13 protein-coding genes are annotated in these 11,416 nt (G+C 67.4%); 4 read left to right on the forward strand and 9 right to left on the reverse strand.

Translation table 11 applies throughout. The annotated features are described in order from the left end of the window. Window positions 1-39: 39 nt before the first annotated feature. From QE389_RS12155 to ppk2, 5 genes are all read right to left on the reverse strand, one after another. Entirely contained in the window at window positions 40-2,112 is a 2,073-nt protein-coding gene (locus QE389_RS12155) for a TonB-dependent siderophore receptor (RefSeq protein WP_307367634.1), read from the reverse strand. A 228-nt stretch (window positions 2,113-2,340) separates the two neighbouring features. Continuing rightward, window positions 2,341-2,640 carry a hypothetical protein gene (locus QE389_RS12160; protein WP_307367636.1) on the reverse strand — a complete coding sequence of 100 codons (300 nt, stop codon included), beginning with the start codon at window positions 2,638-2,640 and terminating at the stop codon, window positions 2,341-2,343. Between the two features lie 62 nt (window positions 2,641-2,702). Then, window positions 2,703-4,136 (reverse strand): metalloprotease TldD, encoded by a 1,434-nt coding sequence (gene tldD / locus QE389_RS12165; protein WP_307367638.1) that lies wholly within the window; start codon window positions 4,134-4,136, stop codon window positions 2,703-2,705. Window positions 4,137-4,487: 351 nt separating this feature from the next. Further along, complete coding sequence (locus QE389_RS12170; protein WP_307367640.1) at window positions 4,488-5,441, reverse strand: SDR family oxidoreductase; 954 nt, start codon at window positions 5,439-5,441, stop codon at window positions 4,488-4,490. Between the two features lie 234 nt (window positions 5,442-5,675). After that, on the reverse strand, window positions 5,676-6,425 hold the full coding sequence (ppk2, locus tag QE389_RS12175; RefSeq protein WP_307367642.1) for a polyphosphate kinase 2: 750 nt from the start codon (window positions 6,423-6,425) through the stop codon (window positions 5,676-5,678). Between the two features lie 200 nt (window positions 6,426-6,625). On the opposite strand from ppk2, the gene QE389_RS12180 reads away from it, so the two are divergent. Then, a complete protein-coding gene (locus QE389_RS12180; RefSeq protein ID WP_307367644.1) occupies window positions 6,626-7,384 on the forward strand; it encodes an extensin family protein in 759 nt (252 codons plus the stop codon). Between the two features lie 195 nt (window positions 7,385-7,579). Beyond that, complete coding sequence (locus QE389_RS12185; protein WP_166620635.1) at window positions 7,580-7,783, forward strand: cold-shock protein; 204 nt, start codon at window positions 7,580-7,582, stop codon at window positions 7,781-7,783. Window positions 7,784-7,965: 182 nt separating this feature from the next. Here the strand turns inward: QE389_RS12185 and rpmB are convergent, their stop codons facing one another. Next, window positions 7,966-8,262 carry a 50S ribosomal protein L28 gene (gene rpmB, locus QE389_RS12190; RefSeq protein ID WP_054764747.1) on the reverse strand — a complete coding sequence of 99 codons (297 nt, stop codon included), beginning with the start codon at window positions 8,260-8,262 and terminating at the stop codon, window positions 7,966-7,968. A 250-nt stretch (window positions 8,263-8,512) separates the two neighbouring features. Here rpmB and QE389_RS12195 point away from each other — a divergent pair, with 250 nt between their 5' ends. Next, on the forward strand, window positions 8,513-9,004 hold the full coding sequence (locus QE389_RS12195; RefSeq protein WP_307367650.1) for a DUF3617 family protein: 492 nt from the start codon (window positions 8,513-8,515) through the stop codon (window positions 9,002-9,004). Between the two features lie 14 nt (window positions 9,005-9,018). Here QE389_RS12195 and QE389_RS12200 read toward each other — a convergent pair whose 3' ends face one another. Next, window positions 9,019-9,336 carry a helix-turn-helix transcriptional regulator gene (locus QE389_RS12200; RefSeq protein WP_307367653.1) on the reverse strand — a complete coding sequence of 106 codons (318 nt, stop codon included), beginning with the start codon at window positions 9,334-9,336 and terminating at the stop codon, window positions 9,019-9,021. 81 nt (window positions 9,337-9,417) lie between these two features. On the opposite strand from QE389_RS12200, the gene QE389_RS12205 reads away from it, so the two are divergent. After that, a complete protein-coding gene (locus QE389_RS12205; protein WP_307367656.1) occupies window positions 9,418-10,164 on the forward strand; it encodes an SDR family NAD(P)-dependent oxidoreductase in 747 nt (248 codons plus the stop codon). Window positions 10,165-10,226: 62 nt separating this feature from the next. Here the strand turns inward: QE389_RS12205 and QE389_RS12210 are convergent, their stop codons facing one another. Then, window positions 10,227-10,757: a CarD family transcriptional regulator gene (locus QE389_RS12210; protein ID WP_017505911.1), complete on the reverse strand. Its 531-nt coding sequence runs from the start codon at window positions 10,755-10,757 to the stop codon at window positions 10,227-10,229. Between the two features lie 301 nt (window positions 10,758-11,058). Beyond that, the gene (gene fdxA / locus QE389_RS12215; protein ID WP_307367659.1) at window positions 11,059-11,400 is read right to left on the reverse strand and encodes a ferredoxin FdxA; all 342 of its coding nucleotides are present in this window, start codon (window positions 11,398-11,400) and stop codon (window positions 11,059-11,061) included. Between the last annotated feature and the right edge of the window lie 16 nt (window positions 11,401-11,416).

Genomic DNA, 11,416 nt, shown 5'->3' on the forward strand with positions numbered 1-11,416 from the left:
CATGCGGACGCCGCCCTTTTTCTTGGCCCGAGATCGCGATCAGAAGGTCTTGCGGACCCGGACCGAGACGAAGGTGCGCGGATCGACCTCGCTGTCCTCGGTGAAGGCGACGGCGCGGGTCTGACGGTCGGCGAAGACGGTGCGGGTCTGGGTGAAGTCGTTCCAGACATTCACCTGGGCGCGCAGCGACAGGGTCGCGCTGGGCTTGTACTCAACGAAGGTCTCGAAATAGTTCGCGCCCCGCCACCTGGACACCTGGTCCGGCGAATAGTTGCCCTGGCCCAGATGCGGTATCCAGTTGACTCCCCACTGCAGCTTCCAGCTGGCGATGTCCTGTTCGAAGCCGACATTGGCCTGGGTCGGCCGCACGCCCGAGATGGGACGCGCCTGGCCGGTCGTCGGGTCCGTGACCGAGGTCTTGTTCCAGTCGTTCTTGAAGGAGAAGCGCGCGCCCGGCACGCCCAGCCTGGTCAGGGGCACGGTGACGTTCAATGACAGCTGGTCCAGAGTGCCATCGCCGATGTTGCCCACCGCCGATAGGCCGGCGGCCAGGGGGATGCGGTCGATGGCGTCCACGATCTGATCGTGGCGATAGCCGATGGAGACGACGCCCTCGCCCCAGAAGCGCCGCTCATAGGCCAGTTCCGAGATCCAGCGCTGCTCGGGCACCAGATTGACGTTGCCGCCATAGACGTTCTCCGAGCTGAGGTCGGCCGAGGCGGCGAAGTCGGAGAAGTCGAGCTGGCCGACCTCGCGCTCGAACCGCAGGCGAAGCTGGTTGTTGGGGCGCGGCGTCCAGGTGGCCAGGAAGCGGGGCTTGGCGAAGAAGAAGCTCTTCTCCTGATTGGCGTCGCCCGACTGGCCGATGGTGGAGGTCTCCAGCCGCAGGCCGGCCTCCAGCGTCAGTTCGGGGCGCAGCCGCCAGGTGCCCTTGGAAAAGGCCTCGCCGCGCGTTTCCTCGACCTTGACCGAGGCGCTGGGCAGGGGGATGGCGACGCCGCCCTCGCTATAGGCCTGGTCGGTCTGGCGCATGTTGTAGGCGATCTCGGCGCCCGTCTCGACCGTCAGCTTGGGCGACCATTCCTGACGGACCAGGGCGCGCAGGATGGTCTCGGAGTTGTCGCCGGAATAGGCGAACCGCTGCTCGGGCGCGGCGACGCCGTCGAGGCGGACATTGTACAGCGACAGGCCGTCCCAGCTGCCGAACTCGTGCATCAGCCGGGTCTCCAGGTTGAAGCGCGGGCCGAGGGCGCGGGTCCAGGCGGCGCCGAACTCGCCGCCCTTGGAATCCTGATTGTCGCGGCTGTCGCGGAAGGCGACGGCCGAGCGGCTGGTGTTGGAGCCGTTCCAGTCGTTGATCCCATAGCGGGCCGTCAGGTCGATCTTGCCGCCCGCCAGCGGGCCGGCGTAGGTCCCCCGGATCGCATTGCCGCCGCCATAGCCGTCCTGCGCGGTCCGCTCGTCGCGGATGACGGCGCCGGCGGCGTTGCGGCGAACGGTGCGGCCCGGCCCGTTGGAATCGCTCATGCTTGTGCCGTCGGACAGGGTCACACCCCAGCTCCGGTCGCCATTGCGGGACGTGAACTGATAGCTGCCGCCGTACAGGTCGTGCCCCACGCCTTCGAACTGGATCGTGCTCCAGGTCAGGACCGACTGGCGGGTGGTCTCCTTCTTCAGGATGACGTTCACCACCACCGAGAAGCCCTGCATGTCGATGCCGGGCGCGCCGCCGCGGATCAGTTCGATGCGCTCGACCTGGCTGGCCGGGGTGCGGTTCAGGACGTTGGAGCCCGGGTCGTTCTTGGAGGCGGGGCGGTTGTTGTTGATCAGCACATTGCCGACCGCGCCCTCGAACCCGCGCGCCCCGGACCCGTCGTCGACCGAGAAGCCGGGGACGCGGTTGACCATGTCCAGGGCGGTGCTGGGGCGCTGGGCCGTGAAGAAGTCGGGCGTGAAGACGAGTACGCCGCGCTGGGCCGCATCGGCCAGGGGCGCCTGGCCTGCGGGGCCGGTCGGAACCGGCGCCTGGGCGACCTGCGGCGCCTCGCCCGCAAGGGCCGCGCCTGCGGTCAGGAACAGGGCCGTGCCGGCCATAAGAAAGGTCTTGGTCATCGATTTCCCCTCGAGTTGTCGAGAGGAGAAGTGCCGCCCCGCAGTCTTGATCTCCAGTTACAAGGCGGCAAGGTGGATTAAATCGACGACATCATTACAGGAATTTCATGACATCATATTCAGTAGATATTATTACGGTCGTGTAATGAATATTTCTATACTTTAATATGTGATTTTGTATTGGCGTCGGCGCGGGCGGCCACGAGGGATCCGCCCGCGCCCTCAGCCTTAGTTGGCGGGGGCCGACTGAGCCGGGGGGACGGCGTCGCGGGCGGCCTGGCCGATATTGTCGGCGGCGGCGCCGACGCTTTCGGCCGCACCGGCGATGGCGTTGGATTCGACGGCTTCGCTGCGGTTCATGTTCATCAGGAAGTAGCCGACCACCACGATGGCCAGGACCCCGATGATCAGGGCGACGACGGCGCCCATGCCGCCGCCGCCGCGGCGCTCGACCACGGTGGGGTTGGCGTTTTCGGTGATGCGCTCGATGCGGCCGTCGGGATGTTCGACCGTGCGTTCGGTGGACATGGGGTGTCTCCTCTCCAGTGTGGCGGGGAAACTCACGGTCGCGCGATCCGGTTCCGCACCTCTCAGACCGCCGTGCCGCCGACCGTCAGGCCGCCGATCTTGAGGCTGGGCTGGCCGATGCCGACGGGAACGCCCTGTCCGGCCTTGCCGCAGACGCCGACGCCGGGATCGAAGGCGAAGTCGTCGCCGATCATCTGAATCTTGGTCAGGGCCGTGGCGCCGTCGCCGATCAATGTGGCGCCGCGCACGGGGGCGGTGATGACCCCGTCCTCGATCAGATAGGCCTCGTTGCACTGGAAGACGAACTTGCCGTTGGTGATGTCCACCTGGCCGCCCGAGAAATTGGCCGCGTAGAGGCCGCGCTTGGTATTGGCGATCATGTCGGCGCGGCTGTCCTTGCCGCCCTCCATGAAGGTGTTGGTCATGCGCGGCATGGGCATATGGGCGAAGGACTGGCGCCGGCCGTTGCCGGTGGCGGCCACGCCCATCTGACGCGCCGACAGCCGGTCGTGCATCAAGCCGACCATGATCCCGTCCTCGATCAGCACGGTGCGCGAGGTCGGGGTGCCCTCATCATCGACGGACAGAGAGCCGCGACGGCCGGCGATGGAGCCGTCGTCGACCACGGTGACGCCGGGCGCCGCCACCCGCTGGCCCATCATGCCGTTGAAGACCGACGAGCCCTTGCGGTGAAAGTCGCCCTCGAAGCCGTGACCGATGGCCTCGTGCAGCAGAACGCCGGGCCAGCCGGCGCCCAGGACCACGTCCATCTCTCCGGCCGGGCAGTCGACGGCGTCCAGATTGACCAGGGCCTGGCGCAGGGCCTCGTCCACCTGGGCCTGCCAGCGGTCGGGGGCGACCCAGGCTTCGAAACCCGCACGTCCGCCGGCGCCGGAAGAGGCGCTCTCGCGCTTGCCGTTCTGCTCGACGGTGATGGAGACGTTCAGCCGGACCAGGGGGCGGCGGATGTCGCGCACCGCCCGCTCGTCGGCGCGCAGGATCTCGATGGCGCGGCGTTCCCCGATCAGGGAGGCGGACACCTGGACCACGCGCGGATCGCGCGCCCGCGCCCAGGCGTCGATCTCGGCCAGCAGGGCGATCTTGTCGGAGAAGGCCGGGGCGGCCAGGGGATCGACCTCGTCGTAAAGCTTCTGATTGGTGGCGCGCGGCCCCTCGGCGACGACGGCGGCGTGGCCCTGCTTGGCCAGGGCCGCGCTGTCGCCGGCGCGGCGCAGGGCGCCGGCGGAGATTTCATTGGCGTGGGCGTAACCGGCGGTCTCGCCCGCCACGACCCGCAGGCCGAAGCCTTCGGTCGCGTCATAGGCGGCGGACTTCAGCCGCCCGTCGTCGAACACCAGGCTTTCGCTCTCCGACCGTTCCAGGAACAGTTCGCCGTCGTCGGCGCCGGTCAGGGCCGCCTTCAGGATGGACAGGGCTTCGTCGGCATCGACGCCGGCGGCGTCGAGGATGGGGGGCGGTGCGGCGTGAACGGTCATGGTCGCTAGGTAGGGCCTCCGGGGCCGTTCGTCACCTGCCGCGTCGGATTCGGACCGGCCGGCGTAAAAACAGAGTCCGATGAGTCCAAAGAGTCCGAAGAGTCCGGTTGTCCGGGGCTGGTGGGGGAGGAGAAGCCGTCTCCGAAGGATGGCACGCCGACGCACCCAGGCGACCGGAAACATCTGCGATCGTCCTAAGCGATTGAAACCAAACAGGTGTCGGCGCCCGGCCGTGCGACATCCGCCCGGTCGGCATAGCAGACGGGCCCCGTCGTTCCGGGGCGTCTCGGAATGACGGGGGCGACGCGGCCCAGGGGCGCAGGATGAAGCGGTGTCGTCGGCGGGCGACGATCAACGAAACCTAGCGGCGTGTCGGCCGATCCAGTCTTCGATCGGCGTAGGCGTGAAGCCGGCCAATGCGGACGTCGGCTGGAAGGGGCGGGCCAGGATGTCGTCGGCCTCCTGGGGGCGTTCTGCGAAATATCTGAACTTCGACGCGATCCGACGTCCCGCGCCCTGGCCCATCGCAGCGTCCACTTCGGCTTCGAACCGCTCGATGAGCTGGGCGTGATAGGCGACCGGCTTTCCGATCGCCTTGGCGACGGTCGCCGCCAACTCGGGTCCTGTCGCCGACACCGGCCCGGCGATGCAATGGTCGCCGCCGTAGGCCCCCCGTTCCAGCAGGCGTATCGCCGCTTCGGCGCAGTCGTCGGCGCAGGTCCAGGCGATCCGCTGTTCGGCCGCGATCGGAGGCGAAAAGACGCCGTGCCGCACAATGTCGGCCGTCACGGAGGGCTTGAGCAGATTGTCCAGATACATCGTCGGTCGCAGGACGGCGCACGGAAGGCCCGCCGCCCGAACCACGGCCTCCACGGCCGCGTTGGCGATGAAGCTGGGCTCGGCGCAGGGTGCGGGTCGGCTGGCGCTGGCCAGTTTCAGGACGAGGCTTCGCACACCCGCCTGTCTGGCCGCATCGACGACCGACTGGGCGCGCCGGGCCATTTCCGCAGCGTCTCCCGTCGGGACCTGCAGGACCAGGTGGGCGACCCCGGCGCAGGCCACGGCAAGGCTTCGAGGATCGTCGAGATCCCCGAGGACTGTCTCTGTTCCGACAGGGTCTGAGCCTTGCGGCCTGCGCACGAGACGGCGGACAGGATGGCCGCGCCGCAAAGCCGCCTGGACGACGGCGCCGCCCTGGACGCCGTTGGCGAGGAAAACGAGAATGGGGCCGGTGATAGACATGGTCGTTCCTTCGATCGGATCAGCAGAAGGAGCGAGACATGTCAGGCTCCCGAACAGACCCATGAAGCGCCCAGGGGCGCGGGACTGTCGGGACACTCGGTGATCGACCGAGAACAGAGCTTCCAGAAGGAAGGGCTTGGGCCTACCCAGACCAAGCCAGCCATTTCGACGGCCTGAAGTGTCGGCACGCTCGCCCGCATTGTCAATCGCGCAGATGCGGGGCAGGGCCCGAAGAGGCGCGATCAGGGCGTCGGGACCGGCAGGCGACGGCGGGGGGGGCGACAGCGAGACGGAAACCTACCGCGCCAGCCGGCCCCTGGCCTTCTCGGCGGTCAGGACGACGTCGGAATCCGGCTTTTCGATCCTGGCGTCGGTGTGGTCCAGGGTGCGCAGGATGTGGCGCAACAGGTTGAGGCGCGCGGTCTTCTTGTCGTCGGTGGCGATGACGGTCCAGGGGGCGAAGGCGCGGTCGGTTTCGTCCAGCATCCGGTCGCGGGCGTCGGAATAGGCGTCGAAGCGGGCCTCCGCCTCGGCGTCCAGGGACGACAGCTTGAACTTTTTCAGCGGATCGACGCGGCGTTCCTTCAGCCGCCGGGCCTGTTCCGGGCGCGAGATGTCCAGCCAGATCTTGATCAGAAAGATCCCGTCGTCGGTCAGCATCCGCTCGAACCGGGGGGCGTCGGTCATGAACTGGGCGTACTGTTCGGGCGTGCAATAGCCCATCACCGGCTCCACCCCCGCGCGGTTGTACCAGGAGCGGTTGAAGATGACCGTCTCGCCCGCCGCCGGCAGGTGGGGGACGTAACGCTGGAAATACCATTGGCTGGTTTCCCGGTCGCTGGGCTTGGGCAGGGCGACCACGCGGGTCTGGCGCGGGGACATGTATTCGGTCAGCCGCTTGATGGCGCCGTCCTTGCCCGCCGTGTCGCGCCCTTCCAGCACGACGACGACGCGCGACCCGTGTTCGATCATCCAGGCCTGGGTCTGGACCATGGCCAGCTGCAGGTCGGCAAGCTCGGCTTCGTAGGCGTCGGATTTCTTTCCCATGGGGCCCATGGTGACGGGTGAAGGGCGCGTGGACAAGCGGCGCCGTGCCGGCGACCATCCTATCGCCGGGCGGCGCCCGAGGGGCGGATCGTTCTGGGTCTGCGACCGCCGAACCGGAACACGGCCGCCGCCCGATTTGAACAAGCGGCCCCGTGCAGCGTTCGCCAGCGGGGCCGCACCTGGTCCCGCGCCGAGGGCTCATGAAGCGCGAACTGGCCGAGGTCTGGACTGTGCTGTCGGAGGCGGGGCTGATGGCCTGCGCCCTGTTCGGTCTGCTGAACGCCCTGGCCCCGCCGCAGGACCTGCCGTGGAAGCCGCTGAATCTGGACCAGCCGGTGGGGCGGGCGACGGGCTTGAAGATCGCCGCCTTCGACCTGGAGCGGAACGCCTCCCCCCAGGCGGTCGCCGAGCGAACCCTGGCCTGCATGGCCGTGCTGGAGAAGGCCGGCGTCCAGGTCGCGCGGGCGACTGATCGGAACGACGGGGGCTTTTGCGTGGTGCGCGGCGCGGTGCGGATCGCCGGGGGCGATGTGACGCCGCTCCGTCCCGCCGGCCTGACGATGCAGTGTCCGATGGCCCTGCGCTATGCGGTGTGGGACCGTCAGGTGCTGCGCCCGGCGGCGCAAGCCCTGGGATCGGCGCCGGCGCGGGTCGACAGCTATGGGACCTATGCCTGCCGCCGGATCTATGGCTCTCAGGACCGGACGGCGCGGCCCAGCGAACACGCGCGGGCCAATGCGCTGGACGTTGCGGGCGTGACGCTGGCGGACGGCCGGCGCGTGCGGGTGCTGCAGGACTGGGACGGACAGGGGCCGGCGGGGGCTCAGGGCGCGGGCTTTCTGAGGGCGCTGAAGACAGGCGCGTGCGGCCTGTTCGCCAACGTGCTGAGCCCGGAATACAATGCCGCGCACAAGGACCATCTGCACCTGGACGCGGCCTCTGGCGGGGTCTGTCGTTAACGGTGTTGGAGCCGGGCGCGATTCGCTTTGCTGTTGACCGACCGGAAAAGGCGGGTGACAACATCGGCGCAATCCGGATTTTGCGTGGGGTCCAAACCCGCGTCTCGCTCCTTCACTGAACGAGCTGTCCAGATGGATTGTCGGGTCCTCCCAAGGGAGATCCGCCTGGAAAAGCGCGTTTACGGAGACGCAGACATGGCGACCGGTACGGTCAAGTGGTTCAACCCCACCAAGGGCTATGGTTTCATCCAGCCCGACAGCGGCGGTTCCGACGTGTTCGTTCACGTCACCGCCGTTCAGAAGGCCGGCCTTCAGGGCCTGGATGAGAACGCCAAGGTCGAATACGAGCTGGAAAGCCAGCGCGGCAAGACCTCGGCGGTGGACCTCAAGCTCCTCTAGGTCAAGAAACGGGAAACGGGCGTGGATGCGATCCACGCCCGTTTTCTTTTGCGCCGCCGTCCCAGGCCGTTGCCCCCGCGTTCGCCGCGATGGGGATTTTCGGCGTTTCGGGTCGGCGTTCGGGCAAAGAAAAAGGCCGGCGTCGCCGCCGGCCCCTTCCAGATCGGTTTTCGTCGCCGGACTTAGGCGGCGGCCTGTTCGGCCAGCTTGGCGCGGACCTGACGCTTGATGCGCTGGGCGGCGATCGACAGCTGCTCGTCGCGGGCCTTGACGATGAAGGCGTCCAGGCCGCCCTTGTAGTCCAGGGTGCGCAGGGCGGCGTTCGAGATCCGCAGGCTGAAGGTCTGGCCCAGGGCGTCGGACGTGACCTTGACCGTCTTCAGCGACGGCAGGAAGCGGCGCTTGGTCTTGATGTTCGAGTGGCTCACGCTGTGGCCGACCATCGGGCCGATACCGGTGAGTTCGCAACGACGCGACATCGTCAGATCCTTAAGGTGCGGCGTTCGACCCGATACGAGGCGCGAACGCATGAAACGAGTGCGCGCGGGAGGGTGTCCCGCGCGAGAGGGGGCCGTATAAGGGATCAGCGACGCAGGCGTCAAGCCGAGTCTTGGCGCCGCCGCGACTCGGGCCGCTCTGGCCGGCGGGGAACCGGCCCGTTCAGGCGTCATTCAAATGACGCGCCCTATGGACCATATGATGACCATCCCAGCTGAACAGAAGTCCGCCATGTCCCGTCCGCCCCTGATCGACCGCCTGCCCCGACGCAGTTTGGCTGGCCTTGCGCCCGTCCTCGCCGGGGGGCTGCTGCTGGCCGCTCCGGCTCTGGCCCCCGCCCAGACGCCGGCCCAGACGGCGGCCCAGAGCGAGGTCCTGCCCGGCTATTGGGAATACGCCACCAGCGCGGCGGGCCAGCGCGACACCGAGCAGAAATGCGTGCGCCCCAGCGAGATCAACCGCTTCTTCGGCGGCCTGTCGACCAACAAATGGCGCTGCACCTATCCCACGCGCGTGGTCGGGAACGGCAATGCGCGCTTCGAAGGGACCTGTCAGGACCGCAAGGGCCGGCGCATCGCCGTGCGGCTGAACGGAACCTATACGCCAACCAGCTTCAGCTTCCGCGGCGGCGCCCAGCTGGTGCGCGGCACCCCTTATATCCCCGCCAGCATCACCGCACGTCGCCTCGCCGCCCAGTGCCCGGCCAACGCCGAGTATTTCTGAGGGCGGCCGTCGCTCTAACGCGGCGCAAGCTGCAGGATCTGCGACAGCAGGCCGGGGAAGCGGCGCTCCAGATCGTCCCAGCGCAAGGTGTTGATGTTCTCCACGCCGCGCTTGGTCGTCTGCACAAGGCCGCTTTCGCGCAGGACGCGGAAATGGTGGCTCAGGGTCGACTTGGGCACCTGGCCGAATGGGGCGGTGGCGGCGGTGCAGTTGAGCCCGCCCTGTGTCGCATGCAGGACCTGGACAATGTTCAGACGCACCGGATCGGCCAGGGCCGACAGGACGTGGTGCAGTTGCAGGCTCTCGGCCGGCGGGTGGACGAAATTGACCATGCCTTCGTCTAGCACGTCTCTCGACAGTCTTCCAATGTTCGGTATTATTGAACAACCGAACATCAGGAATGGAAATCGAGAATGAGCGATCTGAACAAGGCGGCCCTGGTGACGGGCGGCACGACGGGCATCGGACTGGCTTCGGCCACGGCCCTGGCGGACCAGGGCTATAGGGTCTTCGTGACCGGGCGATCCGCGCAAAGACTGGCGGCGGCGGTCGAGCAGGACCCGCGCCTTGAGGCCATAGCGACGGATGTGTCCGATCCGGCGGCCATCGAGGCGCTTTCGGCCAGGCTGAAAGCCGAGGGCGTGACGCTGGACGTTCTGGTCGCCAACGCAGGCACGGCTGAAACGACGGTCTTCGGCCAGACGGACGTCGCCGCCTTTGATCGGACCTTCGATCTGAATGTGCGCGGGGTCTTCTTTACGGTTCAGACGCTGGCGCCCCTGCTGGCGGACGGCGCCTCGGTCATCCTCATCGGCTCGATCGTCAGCATCAAGGGCATGGCCGACCTGTCCGTCTATAACGCCTCCAAGGCGGCGGTTCGGTCGTTCGCGCGGTCCTGGGCCAATGATCTCAGGGCGCGCCGCATTCGTGTGAACACCCTGAGCCCGGGGCCGGTCCGCACCCCACTCGTGCAGCGGCTGCAAGGACAGGCGGACGGGTCGATCACAGGTTTCGAGGCCTGGGCGGCGGAAGCCGCGCCGGCCGGCCGGATCGGCGAGCCCCAGGACATCGCCGCCGTCGTGAGCTTTCTGGCCTCGGACGCCGCAGGTTACGTCAACGGGGTCGAACTGTTCGTCGACGGCGGCCTGGCCCAGATCTGAAGCCGCAAACAAAAAGGCCCCGGATCACTCCGGGGCCTTTTCTTTGTCCGATGTCGAAAGCCTTAGGCGGCTTCGGCGGTCGGGACCGGCTTCTTGGCGCTGAGCGACTTGGCGAGCAGTTCGACGGCCGCGTCCTTGTCGATCTTGTTGGCGGCGGCGACTTCGCGGGCCATGCGGTCCAGGGCCGATTCATAGAGCTGACGCTCGGAATAGGACTGTTCCGGCTGGGTGTCGGCGCGGTGCAGGTCGCGGACCACTTCGGCGATGGAGATCAGGTCGCCCGAGTTGATCTTGGCTTCATATTCCTGGGCGCGACGCGACCACATGGTGCGCTTGATGCGGGCGCGGCCCTTCAGGGTGGTCAGGGCCTTGGTCACGACGTCGTCGGCGGCCAGCGAGCGCAGGCCGGCCGTCACGGCCTTCTTGGTCGGGACGCGCAGGGTCATCTTCTCGTGATCGAAGGTCACGACATAGACCTCCAGCGACATGCCCGCGACTTCCTGGGTCTCGATCGCCGCCACCTTGCCGACGCCGTGCGCCGGATAGACGACCGCGTCGCCAACCTTGAACTCCAGACCAGTCTTGCTCGTCATATTCGTCCTTTCCCGGCTGGGGATCGGCGAAGCGAAGGCGCGTCGAACGCAAACAGGATCACCACCGCCGGATTGAGCCGTCGGATGCGATGATGTCAGGCGTCAAATGCGGAAACGGATCACCAAACCTCTGGCCGATCCCGTCTATGGGCGGGAGTCTGTCGCAAACACGGGCGGCGCGAAGATTTCGCGGACCGCCCGATCCAATGAAACGGAACCTATCACAAATCTGCGGAATTTCAAAACGTCCACAGGCCGATGAAGGAAATACGACAAGGCCCGCGCAAAGCGGGCGTGGAGGCTAGGCCCCCTTGCCCGGCTTGGGGCTGAAGTATTTCTCGTACTTGCCGGTTTCGCGCTCGTACTGTTCGCGGTCGGCGGGTGGCGTGCCCTTGACGGTGATGTTGGGCCAGACCTTGGCGTATTCGGCGTTGATCTGCAGCCATTTGCCGTCGGGCTCGTCCTCGGTGTCGGGCACGATGGCGTCGACGGGACATTCCGGCTCGCACACGCCGCAGTCGATGCATTCGTCCGGGGCGATGACCAGGAAGTTCTCGCCCTCGTAGAAGCAGTCCACCGGACAGACCTCGACGCAGTCCATGAACTTACATTTCACGCAGGCGTCGGTGACGATGTAGGTCATGGGGCGAAGAGCGGGC

Origin of the sequence: Brevundimonas sp. SORGH_AS_0993 (assembly GCF_030818545.1) — a bacterium.
Classification (GTDB): Bacteria; Pseudomonadota; Alphaproteobacteria; order Caulobacterales; family Caulobacteraceae; genus Brevundimonas.

Coding starts and splice junctions, on each gene's coding strand:
- QE389_RS12155 (WP_307367634.1), bottom strand. CDS start 2,112: ATGACCAAGACCTTTCTTATGGCCGGCACGGCCCTGTTCCTGACCGCA.
- ppk2 (WP_307367642.1), bottom strand. CDS start 6,425: ATGGGAAAGAAATCCGACGCCTACGAAGCCGAGCTTGCCGACCTGCAG.
- QE389_RS12160 (WP_307367636.1), bottom strand. CDS start 2,640: ATGTCCACCGAACGCACGGTCGAACATCCCGACGGCCGCATCGAGCGC.
- rpmB (WP_054764747.1), bottom strand. CDS start 8,262: ATGTCGCGTCGTTGCGAACTCACCGGTATCGGCCCGATGGTCGGCCAC.
- QE389_RS12210 (WP_017505911.1), bottom strand. CDS start 10,757: ATGACGAGCAAGACTGGTCTGGAGTTCAAGGTTGGCGACGCGGTCGTC.
- QE389_RS12185 (WP_166620635.1), top strand. CDS start 7,580: ATGGCGACCGGTACGGTCAAGTGGTTCAACCCCACCAAGGGCTATGGT.
- fdxA (WP_307367659.1), bottom strand. CDS start 11,400: ATGACCTACATCGTCACCGACGCCTGCGTGAAATGTAAGTTCATGGAC.
- QE389_RS12180 (WP_307367644.1), top strand. CDS start 6,626: ATGAAGCGCGAACTGGCCGAGGTCTGGACTGTGCTGTCGGAGGCGGGG.
- QE389_RS12200 (WP_307367653.1), bottom strand. CDS start 9,336: ATGGTCAATTTCGTCCACCCGCCGGCCGAGAGCCTGCAACTGCACCAC.
- QE389_RS12170 (WP_307367640.1), bottom strand. CDS start 5,441: ATGGGTCTGTTCGGGAGCCTGACATGTCTCGCTCCTTCTGCTGATCCG.
- QE389_RS12195 (WP_307367650.1), top strand. CDS start 8,513: ATGTCCCGTCCGCCCCTGATCGACCGCCTGCCCCGACGCAGTTTGGCT.
- QE389_RS12205 (WP_307367656.1), top strand. CDS start 9,418: ATGAGCGATCTGAACAAGGCGGCCCTGGTGACGGGCGGCACGACGGGC.
- tldD (WP_307367638.1), bottom strand. CDS start 4,136: ATGACCGTTCACGCCGCACCGCCCCCCATCCTCGACGCCGCCGGCGTC.